The organism is Cellvibrio sp. ATLC23 (assembly GCF_057196725.1).
Window position 1 is genome coordinate 63004 of sequence record NZ_JBXUOS010000014.1, and the last position, 18313, is coordinate 81316.

The 18313-nt window shown below is 48.3% G+C and carries 17 protein-coding genes; 3 read left to right on the forward strand and 14 right to left on the reverse strand.

Annotated elements, in window-relative coordinates; all coding sequences use genetic code 11:
* Nucleotides 1-15: 15 nt before the first annotated feature.
* Nucleotides 16-1497: an AAA family ATPase gene (locus tag AC2CG4_RS18550; RefSeq protein WP_484487685.1), complete on the reverse strand. Its 1482-nt coding sequence runs from the start codon at nt 1495-1497 to the stop codon at nt 16-18.
* 103 nt (nt 1498-1600) lie between these two features.
* Nucleotides 1601-4291 carry a glycoside hydrolase family 3 protein gene (locus tag AC2CG4_RS18555; RefSeq protein ID WP_484487686.1) on the reverse strand — a complete coding sequence of 897 codons (2691 nt, stop codon included), beginning with the start codon at nt 4289-4291 and terminating at the stop codon, nt 1601-1603.
* A 142-nt stretch (nt 4292-4433) separates the two neighbouring features.
* On the opposite strand from AC2CG4_RS18555, the gene coq7 reads away from it, so the two are divergent.
* A complete protein-coding gene (gene coq7 / locus AC2CG4_RS18560; protein WP_484487687.1) occupies nt 4434-5081 on the forward strand; it encodes a 2-polyprenyl-3-methyl-6-methoxy-1,4-benzoquinone monooxygenase in 648 nt (215 codons plus the stop codon).
* A 68-nt stretch (nt 5082-5149) separates the two neighbouring features.
* On the opposite strand, the gene AC2CG4_RS18565 is transcribed toward coq7, so the two are convergent.
* Nucleotides 5150-5569 carry an OsmC family protein gene (locus tag AC2CG4_RS18565; RefSeq protein WP_062066237.1) on the reverse strand — a complete coding sequence of 140 codons (420 nt, stop codon included), beginning with the start codon at nt 5567-5569 and terminating at the stop codon, nt 5150-5152.
* A 280-nt stretch (nt 5570-5849) separates the two neighbouring features.
* Here AC2CG4_RS18565 and crp point away from each other — a divergent pair, with 280 nt between their 5' ends.
* Complete coding sequence (gene crp / locus AC2CG4_RS18570; RefSeq protein WP_394982205.1) at nt 5850-6485, forward strand: cAMP-activated global transcriptional regulator CRP; 636 nt, start codon at nt 5850-5852, stop codon at nt 6483-6485.
* 87 nt (nt 6486-6572) lie between these two features.
* Here crp and trpC read toward each other — a convergent pair whose 3' ends face one another.
* From trpC to rpe, 5 genes are all read right to left on the reverse strand, one after another.
* The gene (trpC, locus tag AC2CG4_RS18575; protein WP_484487688.1) at nt 6573-7373 is read right to left on the reverse strand and encodes an indole-3-glycerol phosphate synthase TrpC; all 801 of its coding nucleotides are present in this window, start codon (nt 7371-7373) and stop codon (nt 6573-6575) included.
* Nucleotides 7374-7402: 29 nt separating this feature from the next.
* Nucleotides 7403-8434, reverse strand: a complete 1032-nt coding sequence (gene trpD, locus AC2CG4_RS18580; protein WP_484487689.1) for an anthranilate phosphoribosyltransferase — start codon at nt 8432-8434, stop codon at nt 7403-7405.
* A gap of 19 nt (nt 8435-8453) precedes the next feature.
* Nucleotides 8454-9035: an anthranilate synthase component II gene (locus AC2CG4_RS18585; protein ID WP_484487690.1), complete on the reverse strand. Its 582-nt coding sequence runs from the start codon at nt 9033-9035 to the stop codon at nt 8454-8456.
* The gene (gene trpE / locus AC2CG4_RS18590) at nt 9032-10543 is read right to left on the reverse strand and encodes an anthranilate synthase component I (protein ID WP_484487691.1); all 1512 of its coding nucleotides are present in this window, start codon (nt 10541-10543) and stop codon (nt 9032-9034) included. Before trpE ends, AC2CG4_RS18585 begins: the two co-directional genes overlap by 4 nt.
* A 338-nt stretch (nt 10544-10881) precedes the next feature.
* On the reverse strand, nt 10882-11562 hold the full coding sequence (gene rpe, locus AC2CG4_RS18595) for a ribulose-phosphate 3-epimerase (protein ID WP_062066865.1): 681 nt from the start codon (nt 11560-11562) through the stop codon (nt 10882-10884).
* Between the two features lie 80 nt (nt 11563-11642).
* Between rpe and AC2CG4_RS18600 the strand changes: the two genes are divergently transcribed.
* Nucleotides 11643-12749, forward strand: a complete 1107-nt coding sequence (locus AC2CG4_RS18600) for a DUF3530 family protein (RefSeq protein WP_484487692.1) — start codon at nt 11643-11645, stop codon at nt 12747-12749.
* A 315-nt stretch (nt 12750-13064) separates the two neighbouring features.
* On the opposite strand, the gene AC2CG4_RS18605 is transcribed toward AC2CG4_RS18600, so the two are convergent.
* The 6 genes from AC2CG4_RS18605 to AC2CG4_RS18630 all read right to left on the reverse strand — a co-directional run bounded on the left by AC2CG4_RS18605 (nt 13065) and on the right by AC2CG4_RS18630 (nt 18266).
* Nucleotides 13065-13802 carry a tRNA-uridine aminocarboxypropyltransferase gene (locus AC2CG4_RS18605; RefSeq protein WP_484487693.1) on the reverse strand — a complete coding sequence of 246 codons (738 nt, stop codon included), beginning with the start codon at nt 13800-13802 and terminating at the stop codon, nt 13065-13067.
* A 358-nt stretch (nt 13803-14160) separates the two neighbouring features.
* Nucleotides 14161-14817 carry a hypothetical protein gene (locus tag AC2CG4_RS18610; RefSeq protein ID WP_484487694.1) on the reverse strand — a complete coding sequence of 219 codons (657 nt, stop codon included), beginning with the start codon at nt 14815-14817 and terminating at the stop codon, nt 14161-14163.
* A complete protein-coding gene (locus tag AC2CG4_RS18615; RefSeq protein WP_484487695.1) occupies nt 14810-15454 on the reverse strand; it encodes a hypothetical protein in 645 nt (214 codons plus the stop codon). Before AC2CG4_RS18615 ends, AC2CG4_RS18610 begins: the two co-directional genes overlap by 8 nt.
* A gap of 26 nt (nt 15455-15480) precedes the next feature.
* Nucleotides 15481-16521: a restriction endonuclease gene (locus AC2CG4_RS18620; RefSeq protein WP_484487696.1), complete on the reverse strand. Its 1041-nt coding sequence runs from the start codon at nt 16519-16521 to the stop codon at nt 15481-15483.
* 3 nt (nt 16522-16524) lie between these two features.
* Nucleotides 16525-17214: a DUF4276 family protein gene (locus AC2CG4_RS18625; protein ID WP_484487697.1), complete on the reverse strand. Its 690-nt coding sequence runs from the start codon at nt 17212-17214 to the stop codon at nt 16525-16527.
* Nucleotides 17175-18266, reverse strand: a complete 1092-nt coding sequence (locus AC2CG4_RS18630; RefSeq protein WP_484487698.1) for an AAA family ATPase — start codon at nt 18264-18266, stop codon at nt 17175-17177. The genes AC2CG4_RS18625 and AC2CG4_RS18630 overlap by 40 nt, the downstream gene beginning before the upstream one ends.
* Nucleotides 18267-18313 lie beyond the last annotated feature (47 nt).

Below are 18313 nucleotides of genomic sequence, written 5' to 3' on the forward strand. Positions count from 1 at the left end.
CAGAAATTATTAAGATTACGCCGGAATAGTCCGATCTTGCGCCCACAAACGCAAGCTCGCAATTTGTTCGGACATAACGACTGAGAGCGGGCTGGTTGCTGCAATTTCATTCAATAAAATATCTGTCGCAAGCACTTTGCCCTCTGCGCCAGCTGAATAGAGCGCAGCGATTATCGCCTGCTCAATTTCCGAACCGGAAAACCCTTCGGTCGCTGCAGCCAGTTGTTCAAGATTAAAATCGCCCACAACACAGTTGCGTTTGCGCAGATGGATGGAAAAAATATCTTTGCGCACCGCTGATTCAGGCAAATCGACAAAAAAGATTTCATCCAAGCGGCCTTTACGGATCAATTCCGGCGGCAGACGCGCAATATCATTACTGGTGGCGACAATAAATACCCGTGTGCGGCGCTCTGCCATCCAGGTTAATAAGGTGCCGAGCAAACGCTGTGAGACGCCGTTGTCGTTGCCATCTTGCGCCATACCTTTTTCAATTTCATCGAGCCACAACACACAGGGCGACATAGCATCAGCTAGCTTTAATGCCTCACGCAAATTGCGCTCAGTTTCGCCGTGGAATTTATTATAGAGCGCGCCCACATCCATTCGCATCAGCGGCAACCCCCACAAACCGGCCACCGCTTTGGCCGCAAGGCTTTTACCACCGCCCTGCACCCCCAACAATAATATGCCTTTGGGGCGATCCAGTTTGGAATCGTCATTGTTAAATGCATCGCGACGTGTTAACAGCCAGCGTTTTAAATTGTGCAAACCACCCACATTGGAAAAATCTTCTGTCTGCTGCTCAAAGCTGATAACACCTTCCATATCCAGCAGCGCAAATTTAGCTTTGTTGATGCGAGGCAAATCATCTTCATTGAGCGCACCATCATTCCAAATCGCCGAGCGCACCAAACGATGCACATCGCTTACACTCATGCCTTGTAAATTATTGACCACTTTTTTCAAAGTGAGATTATCGGTTTTAACCCGCGCATTGCCGTGACGATCTGACCAATCTTTTGCCTCCTCGCGAATAATTTCCATAATCTTATCGTCATCGGGCAAAGTGAGTGAATAAGAGGCGCTGTAGCGTGTCAGTTCTAGGGGTAAGCGCAATTGATAGCTGAGCAGAACCAGCGTGTGCGGCACCGCGAAATGATTGAGCGCAATATCTTTTAACAAACGCACAACCTGCGGTTGATCGGTAAGGAAGGGATGGAGATCGCAGAGTGCAAACATCGCCGGCTGCTGTTGCTGCTTAATGTGACGCAGCATTTCTTCAGGATCATTTAGCTCGCTGCCTTTGGGCACTAATTGCGGGCCAAAATTCAAGCGTGTAAGGCCTTCGGTTATCGACCAACAGTGCAAATCCTTACCTTGTTTATTGGCAACTTTGAGCAGTACATCCAGTGCTTTTTTTTCTTCGAAGGTTTCTATCACCAACAGAGGGATGCGGGAATCCAACAGCAGTTTTATTTCGTTAACATCTTGCACGCGTGTCTCCTTTCAGCCGGACGAATAATTATAGTGGCGAAGCAAGCATGAAGTGCGGATTGCATCCTTGCAATAGTTTTTTGTAGAGCCTGTTTTCTATCGCTTAAGGCTCGCGGATATCAATTACCTGGCGCAAACGAATATCATTGCTGGATGCACCGATCTGGATTTCATAACGACCAGGATCTACGGCATAGGCCTTTTTCTGCTCATCGTAAATTAACACGTCCTTATTAGGGATAAGGGTAAAACTGATTTCTCGCTGCTCGCCTTTTTGCAAATGCACACGCTGCACTGCACGCAACTCTTTTAGTGCACGTGAACGCAAAGGTTCAACGGGTTTGATATACATCTGCACCACCTCGTCGCCTGCATACTTACCGATATTTTTTAGCTGCATGCGCACCTTGATGGTTTGCGCTGGAGTGAAGGCTTTTTGATTCACGACCAACTTGGAATAGTTAAAGCGCGTGTAGGACAAACCATAACCAAAGGGATAAAGCGCTTCACCGGTAAAATAGCGATAGGTGCGGTTGCGCATGGAGTAATCATCAAATGCGGGCAATTTTTCATCGGCCTTATAAAACGTCACCGGCAAACGACCTGCGGGATTTACATCGCCGAACAATACATCGGCCATCGCATTGCCGCCGCGCTGACCGGGATACCACCCCATCACAATAGCTGGCAGATTTTTATCAGCCCAATCAATCGCCATAGCGGCGCCGCCAGTCAGCACCATGACAACGGGTTTACCGGTTTTGTGCAGGGCTTCCAACAATTTTTGCTGGATTGCAGGCAAGCGAATATCGGTGCGATCACCACCGGCAAAACCGGGATAATTCACTTTCATTTCTTCGCCTTCAACATCGCCCGTTAAACCACCGACAAAAATAATCACCTCTGCATCTTGCGCAATTGCCAAGGCTTCATCAAACGGTGCCTGAGCATTAGGTAAACGCCAGCCCAAACGAATTTCGGCATCGCGGATATCTTCAAAATATTCGAGCGTGATGTCATAGGCTTTGCCGGCCTCCAATTCTACCGACGCACTGTGGCTACGCAATCGCTCGGCCAACTCCCACGAGTCGATCAGGGTTTTGCCATTGATTTTTAAGCGCACACCGTCATTAGCACTGACATTTAATTCATAGTTTCCCGATACCGGCGGCAAGAGCTGCCCCGACCAGCGCACACTGTAACTATCGCTGGGCAAACCGGCGCCCGCAGCAATTTCACCGCGCGCGACCAGCGAATCAGTGGGTGCGCCGCGATCCCAACGAAAGGCGATGCGCGAATCAATCCGCGTCAATAAGGGTGATCCGGAGAGTTCGGCATTATTAAAATATTCGCCGCGCAAACCCTGCTCAGTGGAGTTGGATGAGGGGCGCAAATAGCTTGGCTCGATGACGGGCGCTGCGCGCGGATCTTCCCTGCCCTCCACCAAATCCACACCGCGTGCATAACGTACCTGCGTGTCAGGTGAAACAGCCGCGCGTATACCTTGCAAAATTGTAACGGGCGCCGCGGGAGTACCGTAATAATTGCCCAGCAGCGACATCACTTCATCCGCCGTGGGTCCAATGACGGCAATATTTTTCAACGATTTTTTAAGCGGCAAAATGCCATTATTTTTTAATAATACGATTGATGACTGTGCGGCTTTGCGCGCGAGCTGATCGTGCTCAGCGGATTGATTGATCCCGTAGGGTATTTGCGCCCAGGGCACATCGCCGTCAGGATCAAACATACCCAGCCGGAAACGAGTCAGGAATAATCGACGCAGCGAATCATCCAGCTCTGCCTCGGTAATCAAACCTTGGTTTACTGCGTTTACTAATGCCTGATAAGTTTTGCCACAATTTAATTCAGTGCCTTGTTTAACACCGAGCGCGGCAGCCTCTTCTGCGGTTTTTACAATCTTGTGATGCAAAAAAATATCTTCAATCGAATCGCAGTCAGACACCACGTATCCCTTAAAGCCCCAATCTTTGCGCAACACATCGATCAATAAACGCTGGCTCGCCGATGCCGACTCACCGTTGACGCGATTGTAAGCTCCCATCACCGACGCGACATTAGCCTCTTGCACCAAAGCTTTAAAAGCGGGCAAATAGGTCTCATACAAATCGCGCTCACTGGGATGCACATCAAAATAGTGGCGATCTGCCTCCGGGCCGCTATGCACTGCAAAATGTTTAGCGGTTGCATCGGTTTTGCGATATTTATGGGTGGGTGCACCGGCGTAATCGCCCTGCAAGCCTTTTACAAATTCAACTCCCATCCGACTGGTGAGAAAAGGATCTTCACCATAGGTTTCCTGACCGCGCCCCCAGCGCGGATCGCGAAAAATATTGATGTTGGGAGACCAAAACGTCAGCCCTTGATAGCGCAGCCGCTGATCGCGTCTCACAAACTCGTGATGTTTTGCACGGCCTTCGTCACTGATCACTCGCGCGACACGACCCACCAATTCAGGGTCAAAGGTTGCAGCCAATCCAATCGCCTGGGGGAATACAGTTGCATCGCCCGCGCGCGCCACACCATGCAGGGCTTCATTCCACCATTCGTATTTGGGAATATCCAAGCGCGGAATCGCGGGGGCATCATTGAGCATTTGGCTGACTTTTTCTTCCAGTGTCATGCGCGCAACCAAATCCGCTGCGCGCACTTCAAAACTGCGCGACAAATCCTGATAAACCGGCATTGGAGTTATTGGCGCCGCTTGCTGGGAAAAACACAGAGCAGAACCGCTGCCGACAACTATCAACAGTACATATCGAACCAAAAACATAAGGAATTTCCCCGGCAGACTTGCAACAAATGGTTATTGTTTTTATGACTATAAATAGGGTTTTGTTTGCATACAAGTAAAATAGGGTTAAGCGGCTGCCAGATTTCTGTTTAAATAGCCTATCGCCCAAGGGGAAACCTCTATGCCCAACAGACACTTAAGCCTGATCGACACATTTATCATCAATGCCGACCGCGCCTTGCGCACGCTGGCAGCCGGTAGCGATATGACCAGCGAGCGCCCATCGCCCGCCCGCCCACTAAATGAAGCAGACCTCAGCGATGCCGAACGCCAACAAGCTGCCGCATTGATGCGGGTTAATCACACCGGAGAAGTATGCGCGCAAGCGCTTTACCAAGGTCAGGCTTTAACTGCCAAATTACCGATTGTCCGTGCCGAGATGGAAAAAGCCGCCGAAGAGGAAGTTGATCATTTGGTCTGGTGTCAGGAGCGTATTGATGCCCTGGGTAGCCACACCAGTTATTTGAACCCGGTATGGTACGGGCTTTCATTTGCAATTGGCGCTGGCGCTGGTTTGGTAAGTGACAAGGTCAGTTTGGGCTTTGTTGCGGCAACCGAAGATCAGGTCTGCAAGCATCTGCAAGATCATCTAACACGACTGCCTGAAGGTGATACGCGCAGTCGCGCCGTGGTAGAACAGATGCTGGAAGATGAAGCGCGCCATGCGGATATGGCATTGAGTGCAGGCGGTTACAATTTTCCCACACCAGTAAAAGGCCTGATGACACTGGTCTCCAAAGTGATGACCACCACCAGCTATCGCATTTAAACCTGGAGTATCAGCGCAAAAAAATACCCGCAACTCGCGGGTATTTTTATATGGTACCTAGACAAATTCTAGGCTTCACGAATTTCATAGGAGTGAGTGATCTCTACTCCACCGGCTTCCAACATAATCGATGCTGAACAATATTTGGTCGCCGATAATTCCACTGCACGTTTTACCTGCGCTTCCTTTAATTCCTTACCGGTAACCAAAAATTTCATATGGATTTTGGTAAATGGCGAAGGTACGCCTTCCGCGCGCTCGGCTTCCAGTTCACAGCGGCAATCCGTCACCTGCTGGCGCGCTTTAGTCAAAATGCTCATCACATCAAATGAGGAACAGCCACCCAAGCCAAGCAACAGCATTTCCATTGGGCGCACACCGGTATTGCGACCGCCATGATCTGGTGGGCCATCCATCAATACTGCATGGCCGCTGCCCGACTCACCTAGAAATTGCGCACCATCCACCCATTTCACTACTGCTTGCATAATCGTACCCGCTGTAAAAATTGCGCCAATAAAAAGTCGCCTAGGGTAACACAGCAGGCCAAAAAACCGAAAATGTCGCGAAAAACAACAATTAATCCCTGAATAATCACTTTTGATAGACAATTGAATTGTCTAGGCTTATAACTGCATCACAAAATTTCAGTGTGTCATGGCATATCTATAGCAGTGCGATGACCTTGTCGTCATAATAAATTTCATAGCTGAATTAGTCATATAAAAATTCATCAACCATTACTACTGATCAATAGGGAGCCACACCTTGGTCGCTGTCTCACTCACACCGCACATTAAGAATGTGGAAGAATTTTTAATACACTGTCATCGCCGCCGTTATCCAGCCAAAAGCACCATTATTTATGCGGGCGACAAAAGCGATTCTCTGTATTACATAGTTAAAGGCTCGGTTACCGTCTTGATTGAAGACGATGAAGGTCATGAAATGATTGTTGCCTATTTAAATGATGGCGACTTCTTTGGTGAAATGGGTTTGTTTGACGAGAAAGATTCACGCAGCGCTTGGGTGCGCGCAAAATCTGAATGTGAAGTTGCCGAAATCAGTTATGCAAAATTTCAGGAGATCTCTGAATCGCACCCTGAATTTTTGTTTGCACTCGGCAGCCAAATGGCGCGTCGCTTGCGCGCCACCACACGCAAGGTTGGCGACTTGGCCTTCCTTGATGTGACAGGCCGCGTCGCACGTACTTTACTTGAACTCTGCAAAGAACCAGATGCCATGACGCACCCAGATGGAATGCAGATTAAAATCACTCGCCAGGAAATCGGCCGAATTGTTGGCTGCTCCCGCGAAATGGTTGGCCGCGTACTCAAGACTTTGGAAGAACAAGGCTTGGTGATGGTAAAAGGCAAAACCATGGTAGTGTACGGCACCCGCTAATAGATTTCGTTAGCGCAAAAAACAAAGCCCGCTTTACGCGGGCTTTGTTTTTTCTGCTCAATATAAAACTGAATAGTTTCGCCAGAGTTACTGCGCGAAAAACTCAGCAAGCGCAACGCCAGGTTCATCGGCGCGCATAAACGCTTCGCCCACCAAAAACGCATTAACATGTTTACTGCGCATTGCCTGCACATCGGCGGGCGCGAGAATTCCGCTTTCAGTGACCACAATGCGGTCGCTGCCGATTTTATCCAGCAATTTATAGGTGGTTTCCAAGGTTACTTCAAAGGTGTGCAAGTTGCGGTTATTAATACCGATTAATTTATTCGGTAAGGTCAAGGCTATATCCAACTCAGCTTCGTCGTGCACTTCTACCAATACATCCAAACCAATAGCCTGCGCCAGTGTATTAAGCTCCACTAATTTTTCAGCAGTGAGTGCAGCAACGATCAGTAATACACAATCGGCGCCCATCGCCCGCGCTTCGTAAATTTGGTATTCGTCGACCAGAAAATCCTTGCGGATCACCGGCAAATTCACGGCGGCACGCGCCTGCTGTAGATATTCATCGGCGCCCAGGAAAAAATCCACATCGGTTAAGATCGACAGACAGGCTGCACCGCCCTGCTCATAAGAGCGCGCCAATTCAGCTGGCACAAAGTGTTCGCGAATCACGCCCTTACTCGGTGATGCCTTTTTGATTTCAGCGATCACACCCGATTTGCCTTGTGCGATTTTGTGTTCAATCGCCGCAACAAAACCGCGCGCCGGTGCTTGTGCTGCAGCGCGTTGTTTTAATTCCTCCAGCGAAACCTGTGTTTTACGCTCGGCAATTTCTTCCCATTTACGCGCAATAATTTTACGCAATACTGTTGGTGTATCAGACATGAATCAATTCCAAAAACGGTTTACAAAAATTATTGCAAATATTGGGTGAAGGCTGCCAGCTCGCGGATTTTTTCGCCCGCAAGACTGCTGCCGATAGCATCGCGCGCCATTTCAACACCATCGGACAAGGTGCTGGCAACACCGCTCACGTAAATTGCGGCGCCGGCGTTAAGCGCGATAATATCAGCTGCTTTTTCGGCGTATTGCCCACGGCGATTTCCTAACGCATCGCGAATCAGCAAAAGAGAATCCTCAGCATTGCTCACACTTAAACCGATCAGACTTTTGGATTGCATACCAAAATCTTCCGGCTTGATTGTGTACTCTCGAATTTCGCCATCTTTTAATTCAGCAATTTGGGTTTCACTCGACAAGCTGATTTCATCCAAACCATCTTTGGCATGAACCACCATGACATGCTCACTGCCCAAACGCGCCAGCACTTCGGCCATTGGTTTACACAAATCGCCATTGAACACACCTATCACTTGGCGTTTAACTTTTGCGGGATTGGTCATAGGGCCAAGCATATTAAAAATGGTGCGCATGCCTAATTCTTTGCGTGGGCCAATCGCGTGGCGCATCGCCGCGTGATGCGCTGGCGCAAACATAAAACCCACACCGATTTCACGCACACAGCGGGCAACTTGTTCAGCGGTGATATCCAATTTAATACCTGCCGCCTCCAGCACATCAGCACTACCAGTTGAACTGGAGACAGAGCGATTGCCATGTTTGGCAACACGCCCACCGGCAGCGGCGACAACAAATGCACTCGCCGTAGAAATATTAAATAAGTTGGCTCCATCGCCACCCGTACCGCAGGTGTCCACTAAAAAGGGAACATCTAACTCAACCGGCGTAGCCAACTCGCGCATCACCATTGCGGCGCCACTGATCTCATCCAGCGTTTCGCCTTTCATGCGCAACGCCACTAAAAAGCCACCGATCTGCGCGGGTGTTGCACCTCCTGTCATCACCACACGCATTACCGCAATCATCTCTTCTGTGGTCAGGTCGATACGTGCTACCAATTTTGTTAATGCTTGTTTGATATCCATTGCCATTACCTTTGATGAATCAGTACGCGGTTAAAAAATTGCGCAACATATCGTGGCCGTGTTCCGTCAAGATAGACTCCGGGTGAAACTGCACGCCTTCCAGCGCGAGGGTTTTATGTTTTACCCCCATGATTTCCGCCATGCTGCCATCTTCATTTTGCGTCCAAGCCGTTATTTCCAAGCAGTCGGGTAGTGATTCTTTTTCAATGACCAATGAGTGATAACGCGTAGCCTGAAATGGATTGTTTAATCCGGCAAATACACCGTTGTTGTTGTGATACACCGGCGAGGTTTTTCCGTGCATCACAAAGGGTGCGCGAATTACCTTGCCACCCAACGCCTGACCAATGCTTTGGTGACCGAGGCAAACACCAAGCAACGGAATTTTTCCGGCGAAGGTTTTGATCGTATCGACCGATACGCCAGCTTCCGTCGGCGTACAAGGGCCAGGGGAAATCACAATTTTTTCTGGTGCAAGTGCGGCAATTTCTTCGATGGTGATTTCATCATTGCGCACCACTTTGATGTCTGCACCCAGCTCACCAAAATATTGCACCAGGTTATAGGTAAACGAATCGTAGTTGTCGATCATTAAAATCATTTTGCATCCCCTTTTACTGCTGCAGCTCCCACCATATCAACGGCTTTAAAAATCGCGCGCGCTTTATTCATGGTTTCTTTCCACTCCAGCGCGGGAATAGAGTCTGCAACAACACCGGCACCCGCCTGCACATAAAGTTTGCCGTTTTTAATCACTGCGGTGCGAATCGCAATCGCAGTATCCATATTGCCATTCCAGGCGATATAACCTACTGCACCACCATAGATACCGCGTTTTTCCGGCTCCAACTCATCGATAATTTCCATCGCGCGGATTTTCGGTGCACCACTTAAGGTTCCGGCAGGCAGGGCTGCACGCAATACATCCATCGCGCGCAAGTCATCTTTTAATTTACCGGTGACGTTGGAGGTAATGTGCATTACATGGGAGTAACGCTCTACCACCATTTTATCGGTCAGTTTCACACTGCCGATTTTTGCCACGCGGCCAACATCATTGCGCCCCAAATCAATCAGCATTAAATGCTCGGCAATTTCTTTCGGGTCATTAACCAATTCAATTTCCAGCGCTTTATCTTCTTCCGGTGTATAACCGCGACGGCGAGTTCCGGCGATTGGGCGCACCGTCACTTCACCATCTTCCAGACGCGCGAGAATTTCCGGGCTGGAACCGACCACATGGTGATCGCCGAGATCCATAAAATACATGTAGGGCGATGGATTTAAATTGCGCAGGGCGCGATAAAGATTGATTGGCTCCTGAGTAAAATCAATCGATAAACGCTGGGAGACAACCACTTGCATGGTATCGCCCGCCAGAATGTAATCTTTGATTTTATCGACATACTGATGAAAGCTTTCTTCGCCGCAGTTGGAGGTAAACAGCGGTTCGTTGTGACCGTTATTGCCTAGCGATAAACTCGGCGTTGCCGGAATTTCGCCGCGCAGTTTTTGCTCCAGTTCATCCAATCGAGCATTCGCTTTGGCAAATGCATTTTCAACGTCTGGATTCGCATGAATCACAAAAATCAATTTACCGGCGAGGTTGTCAAACACCAGCACTTCATCAGAAACGCTGAGCAAAATATCCGGCGTACCGATTACATCTTTTGGTGTGCTGGCTTTTAAATGTGGCTCGACATAACGCACACAGTCATAACCAAAGTAGCCAACCAACCCGCCAGTAAAACGCGGCAAGCCAGGCAATTCAGGTGCGCGATAACGCTGCTTGAACTCTTCTACAAAGCCTAGGGCATCGGCGCAGCTATGGGTTTCCACCACCGTGCCATCGCGCTCGATTTGTATTTCATCGCCAAATGCTTTTAATACAGTACGTGCAGGCAGGCCGATCATGGAGTAACGCCCCCATTTTTCGCCGCCTTGTACGGATTCAAATAAATAGGAGTATGGGCCAGCCGCCAGTTTGAGATAAGAGGACAGCGGTGTATCCAAATCAGCCAGCACTTCGCGCATAACAGGAATACGGTTGTAACCTTGCGCGGCTAATTGGGCAAACTTGGTTTGATCGATAAACGGGTCGGAAGTCATGGCATTACCTTTACGCTCACCTGATAGGGGGCAAGCTTTTATCTTTTTCAGTATTGTATTTGCGCAGCACAATTAATGGAAAAGAATTAATGGCAAAACCACTAACCAATTCCGATGCGCAAACAGGGAAAGGCAGGCTCAGCGCAAAATCGCGACGGATTTTGACCAAGCGGGATGAACTAGCGACGCCATCGGGCGGCAAGGCGGGTAGCGCACTCTGTTGTGTAGGCTGCGTGTTTCACGAGGATGATTCCTGTTTAAGTGAGAGTAAGTGTACTTAAATAAATTGCCGATGCCTACCCTCAAACCACTACCAATACCTGCAAATTCACAGCAGATTAAACCAGTGCTAACTGCTCGCGCATTTGGGCGATAACCGCTGCATAATCCGGCGCATTAAAAATCGCCGAGCCCGCGACAAAGGTATCTGCCCCCGCCTCTGCTACTTCGCGGATATTCGCCAAGCCAACACCACCATCAACTTCCAAGCGAATCGGAAAGCCGCTGGCATCGATCAGGGCGCGCGCTTCACGTAACTTGTCGAGTACGTAAGGGATAAATGCCTGACCGCCAAAACCCGGGTTGACCGACATCAACAGCAACATATCCAACTTGCCCATCACGTATTTGATATGGTCGAGGGAGCTGGCGGGTGTGAGCACCAATCCAGCTTTGCAGCCCTTATCTTTAATCAGCTGCAGGGAGCGATCTACATGGCGTGAGGCTTCCGGGTGAAAGGTAATGTAGGTAGCGCCAGCGTCAGCAAATTGCACTATCAAATCATCTACTGGTTCGACCATCAGGTGCACATCAATTGGCGCCGTCACACCGTATTTGCGCAGGGCTTTGCAGACCATAGGGCCGACGGTCAGGTTGGGGACGTAATGGTTGTCCATCACATCAAAATGGATGATATCGGCACCCGCGGCGAGCACTGCATCCACTTCTGCGCCCAAGCGCGCAAAGTCAGCCGAGAGAATTGAGGGCGCTATTTGGTAATCTCGCTTAAAGTTCTGCATAAATGTCCCGATATGGATAAATGGCAGCGCGCATTCTACGTGATAAGGTTTGCCACCAAAACCCACCCCAGGACTGAACCATGCTAGCAGTCGGCTTATGGCCAACAAGATCGATCAAAACCCCTGCAGGCTTGCTGTGCGGCGCGCTGCTACTTTGCCTCTTGCCACTGATAAGCACTGCGCAAGAGCCGGAAGAAAATGCAGAGTCATCGGCAGCGAGCAGTTCCAGCAACAAATCCTCCGAAGCGCCACTTTATCCATCCCGCGCCATGCGCGACAAAAGTTTATTTGCCGATGAGATCAAAGATGAAGCCCAATGGCTGGACACAGAACACGGAAAAATCCTCGCGCTCTATCGCCCTACCGAAGCCAAAAAGACGCTGGGTGTGCTGATTCTTTTTCACGCCGCCGAAAACCCGCAATTCTGGCCGCCCGTGCTGGAAAACCTGCGCGCCAATCTGCCTCGCTATGGTTGGGAGACGTTGGCGATTAGCTTGCCGCATAAGTATCCAGCCCCAATTCCGGAGCGGCCGAGCTCGTCGTCATTTAGCGCATCAGCATCTAGCGCAAGCAGTGAAACTGAGGGCAACGCAGAAGATGCCGCACCTGCAGACGAAAATGCCGCTCAAGAAGAAGCGGTAGCTGCCACATCCAGCAGCGCACCTAGCTCATCAAGTGCAGCATCCTCCAGTGTTGCGCGGGAAGTTTTGATCGCAACCTATGTCGATGCGGCCTTCAGCTTTCTCAAAGAGAAAGGGCGATTTAATGTAGTGGTGTTAACAGACAACAGTTCTGCCCATCAAGTCCTGCAAAACTTGCTGCCACAAATCAAAGAGAATAGGCGCGATACCAGCGTAGTGGATGGCCCCCTGCAAGCCTTGGTAATCACCAATCTGCAGCAACAAGAGCCAATTAACAAAACCGAGCTGGAAGCTATTTTTAGTGCGGTGCAATTACCGGTAATGGATATCTTTTTTGCACCAGACAATGCCGAGCAACACGACGCGCGCGAATTGCACCGCGCCATAGCCATGCGCAAAAAGTTAGTCGATTACCAACAACTGCTGAGCGATGCTCAACCTAAAATAGTTGAGCAAGACCATCAAAGTTATTTGCTGGGGCGCGTGCGCGGTTTTATGAAACAAAAAGCCAGCGGCAGTGAGTTGACCGGCAACAACCCACAATAATTGCCCAAAATAAAAACGGGATCAGCGATTGACTGATCCCGTTTCTTTAACGCACAAAGCTCAACACATCCCGTCCCGAACCTTGTAATCGCCTTGCATCCGCATGACACAGCTGAGTGAAAATGGCGATACGAATTAGGCGCTTCCCTTGACCCTGCTTGGTCAACCTACCCTCCCTGACGACCTCCTTGTTAGAAGCCATTTTCAAGCAAACGCAGGGTTGGGAATAGTCGCAAAATTCACTGATTCATGTAGGAAATCAACTACAGCACGCTGCGGCGATTGGCTTATACGCCAGAGGAAATAAGGCGAATCTCAGGCTTTTTTGTAAGCCTGCATACGCTCATGTAGCTCACCCACAACCGGTGTAACTGCACCGCGTGTCGCCAGGTAATGCACATTAAATAGCTGAAAATAATCCTGCAGCGCATTGGCGATACGCGGCTCACCCGCCATTTCCAAACATAAACTCGCCGCTTCTGCGGTCGATAAATAATGCTCTTGATGGGATTTACGTACCGCGTAACCACGCACCAACGCTTCCGGCAATATCACACAGGGGATATTTTCCAACCAACGGCTCAAATGAAACATCCGCCCGCTCTGCTTCCAGGTGCCATCCAACACAACAAACGTATTGATTTTGCCATCGTCCGGCAATTCAGCAATCAACTTGCGCGGCTTGGCGTTGGCATCACTGGCATCCACCGGAAACACAATCAGGCAGCGCCGCTGCGGATCACTTAACAGAGCCAATAATTCCGGTGCTGGCTGGGTGCGGCTCCAACTAAAAGCATGGGTCTGACGCGGCAAAATATCCGCAATCAAACGCCCGGTATTGGTGGGCTTAAACACCTCATCGGTATGCATCAACAAGACAAATTCCGAGCGCGCCGCCAACTCTGGCCGCCACGGGCAAAGACACGCAAACACCGCCAACTGGCAAGCCTCACAGCGCACCACCGACTTACCCCGCGCCAGAAACTCCCGCGTAGACAAAGCCAAACGTTGCGCGCGCAGTTGGAGATATTGATTTGAATATTCGCCAACCATCAAACACCTACACAAAACAATTGTTAAAATAATCAAATTACAGACGAAAAAAAAGCGCTCTATTGAGCGCTTTTTTATTTGGTGCCTGGGCCTCACTCGAAAACCCAGCCAGAACGCTTGAAATTACTAGCCTCAAAACTGGCAAAGGTAAAAAGTGCCCCTCTTTGTGCCCCCAGTTTTCATCGTGCACTCGGTACCAGTCCGGATCACCGAAATCCACTTTAAAATTCCGCAAATCGCCCTAAAAAAACTGTTCAAAATAATTAACACTTTTTCCGGGTAGAGATCGAATATCTCGATCCCACAACGTCCCGCATGGTACTACAAAAGCCAACGAGGAGGGAGACGGCTTCAGTACCTAATCAAGATTTTCAGTATCAGCGCGCGGAAAACAACCAATGACATGCATATCTTCAATAAATTTATAGATTGAATGCCCCTCGGCGCAGCGCCAAGTCTCTTCAAAAAAATTCCACCCCTTTGTTAAGCTGGGTTGGTTAGCGGCAAAAGTAAGATTTGAGTAATTTTGTCGGCAATCCCAGCAAAACACTTCTACAGAGCATTTCTTGAGCAGATCAGGAATGATGGAGTCGATTAGCTTGGTGTGCAGAGATTTAGGAACTATCGTTGCTGAGTCAGCGGACATATCCGCACTTTTTAGCCAATTAACAAAGGCAGCAAGCCAAATTTCATAGTCACTCCAACCGTAATGGCCCCGGCTACGAGCTTCCAGATAGTCAGCAAGCTCCGGCGATTTTATTAAAACCTCCCCCCGCACTTCGCCATTCTCAATAAAGTCAGGCAAAAATCGGTGGCGCTCCTGTATTAAACCCTCGCGATAATAAACCGGCGATACCAAAGTGACCTTGTCAGCACATCTCGGCAGCTTAGAGAAGAACTCCCCTACCTCGACCCTGACAGTATTCAAGTAGATATTTCTTTCTTGCTCTCGCCGGTAGGCAAAAGGAGTAAAAAACTGTCGGCATATTTTATGTTTCAGGAGCTGCTTAATCATGCTTGCCCAAATCACGGAGACTATCGATAAAACCTTGATAAGCTACCGAGTGGTCACCCGTATGATTTTCCATACCTCGCTTGGTCAAACACCCTTTAGGTTCTATGTAGCTATCAATCCTCTTTTCAGGCCGCTCATACCAGGAAATATTGAATGCAGCGAGTTTTGGAAAGAAATACATATGCGAGTAGCCGGGGATGTTGTCATGTATCCACCACGCCAGCGCCTGCCAGTCTTTGGTTGCTTCGTAATAAGGAAGAAAACGGGTCACCACAATACAAGCTGTTGCGCCCATACAACCATCTGCATCACGCATATCCCATATATGCCCGGCATAGTTCGCCTCATTGCGTGAGCAGTTGTATTGGTTTTTATTCTCTGCACCTTTTGCATTGACTGCACAAGAGCGAAACGCAGAACGAATCGCAATCCGCCCCAATGCATCTTGAATAGGCTCTAGTACGTTTTCGCACAGCGCCCTGCCCGCTGCGATTGCCAGATCGGGATCATCGGGAATATTAGGGATTTTTTCGATTTGCGATATTTCGGAATAGAGAAAATCGCGCATGAAAAAAGATTTGGATAATTGTACTCGGCCAAATTCTTCCAGGGTTTTTACAGAGGCGGGCGATTTCATGAAGACAACTCGATTGAATTTAAAAATTATTCAGGCTGCGCCACTGTCCAGATACGCATCAATGGCAAATCCGCTTTAATTTCATCATCCAACTTTTCGTATACCAGAAATAGCTGCTCCAACAATTCTTTCTGGCTCCATAAGCGCACACGGAAAAAACTGGATGCCAATTCTTTCTGTACATTGGACCTGTAACCACCCCAAGCAACAAACAATCCCTGAGTTGCGTTGAACTTGGTCATAGCGCCCATCAGCTTATCGACAGTTGGACGATCTACTAATCCATCACCGGATTTCACTTCAACGCAAATACGTTGATTGCCAAAACCCATTGGGCCATCGCCCGCGAGAATATCCACCCCACCATCGGCGCCTTCAGGACTTTGCCAACAGGTGTAGCCTTGAGCTTGCAATATTGCAGTTACTAATCGAGTAAGTTGGTGCCCCTTAAACTTACGCTCAATCAATTTTACAATTTGTGAACGCCCCAGCTCTTCTAAATCTGTATCAACCTGCTCGTCAGTCGCGTCCAACTCATTGGATTCGTTGGTATGGGCAATAAGATCCTTAACCGATTCCGCTTTCCATCCGTTTGTTTCCATTTGTGCTAAACGCATTTCAGCGTTATTACGAGTAATGCGGCACACGGTAAGAAATGCACCAAAGCTATAAAGTAAATCCTGCGAAAAATGAGAACGCGGCACAGCATCAGGCAACCATTCCACACTGCGCCAGTGATAGAACGGATTAGCGGCATCCGCTTGGTGATGATATCTAGAAGTGATTTTTCCGATATAAATTACTGGCTGAAGTTTGGAAGGCAATATGATGCGATCCCCGACCTGCATATCGTGCGCAAACGGCCAAATCTGACTGGCGTGATTCACCAATTTTCTGGGTTTGGCTTCAGTATCCAAACTGCTCAGCATTTTTATTAAAGCATCACGTTCCGGCAATTTATCCAACGGACTATTTAAATAATCCCATGTTAAATAAATACGATTTTCCTGTAGAAATTTTTGTTCATATTCGCCGTGAGAGCCGGCTCTGACTAACCAGACAGCCATAAGTTACCTCTGCTGCGATAGCGCAGATAATTTATTTATCCATTGATTAAAGTGAGGGCATTGCGCCCGTATTTCATCCAACCCTATGTCACCTGCAATCAAAGGTCCATGTAACGGCTTTTTATATTTAGGAATTAACCGCAAAATACGTTTTGAGGGCGCTGTATTGGGATCGTTATTAATGTGCTCTGGTGAATCGAATTGTTGTTTTATTTGAATCAGTTGTTGTACTGGCGCATCTTCATCAATCCAATCCCCAAACTTTTCAGGAGCACAAAATAATAGTGCTTCGAACTCATGCAACATTAAATTGGGTATAAAATTGCGCGCGCCGATATCGATGGAAAGTGCTTGCTCTATCTTTTGCACTCGCTGCAAGGCTACAACGTCTTTAATGTCACCTAAGCCAGGGAAATCTTCCGGAAATTTGTAGTAGTCCATCATGGTGGTAACGTAGGCAGATGGATCGCTGTTGCACAAGTTTTCAAGCTGCCACTTTATTTTTCCATAGCTTACTATTCCACCCTTATGGCCAGGGCTGGTTCTAGCAATTGTTGCAGATAGATAAATTTGGCTATTAACAAAATAAGGTGCAAGTACATCGCGAACAAATGTCTCTTCGGTTTGCCCTTCTACAAACACATTAATCCTTATCATCGCTGCGGCCTCCCGCCAAGCAGATTTTTCTTCCATAAATCGCCCAAACTGTACTCGCTGAGCCAAACGCTCAATTCTTCAAGATCAAGTCGCTTAAAGGTAGAGGCGCTATTGACCTTATCAACAACAATTAAATCTTCTGCATCAAACTCATTTACTAACTCGACCGACTGAGTGGAAATAATTAATTGATGTTCCTCACTGGCGCTTTTAATTAAATTCGCGAGAACATTAATCGCATAAGGATGTAAGCCTAGCTCTGGCTCATCAATAATAATTGAGCTGGGCATAAATTCTTCTGGTTGCAAAAGCACTGTCGCTAGCAAAATAAACCTCAGCGTACCATCTGACAGCTCACTTGCTTTAAACGGCACATCCTGCTCGCGTTCAGTCCATTCAAGTTGAATGTAATCAGCGTTATCTACTGTGGGGCGCAAGTAAAAATCACCAAAAAATGGAGCAACCATCTGGATAGTTTTTATAATTCGCTTGTAGTGACTGGTGTGATGACTTTTCAAACGAAACAAAAACGCTGCGAGGTTTGCGCCATCTTCACGCAAGTAATCATTGTCGTTAATACGGTGTATTTGCTTTACTTTTGCAGAGTCGCTGGTGTCATGGAAATGGTATACGCGCCACCTTCTCATGGGCGGTAAAACATATTGTTTAATGTTTGATTTATGCTGCTCAGCTTCTGACTCAAAATGCCCCGAACATACGCCAGCATCACCTGTCATATTCCACCAGAGCGCCTCACGTTGAAACATCAAACGGTTATCGTTGGTTGGCTCCAGGGCAAACTTGTAGCCATTGTTGCCAAAATATAACTCCGCCACTAAGCGCTCGGTTTTTTTGCGACCAAAATGCAAAATGGCGTCCGGGCCGCCAGCTTTGCCCACCAAGGATTGAAGCCTAAGATCCAAAAGAGTCGCAATTAAGCGGAAAAAGCCAATAAAGTTGGATTTACCTGCACCGTTTGCGCCGATCAGCACATTTAAACACCCCATTTTTAGGGTGCATTCTGCGATGGATTTATATCCCGCGATTCTGATTTCGCTCAGGTGATCTCTATTTATTACCGGTTTCATACAATTGCCTTTTCGAGGTAGGCCAAGACTATTAAGTAAAGACTATC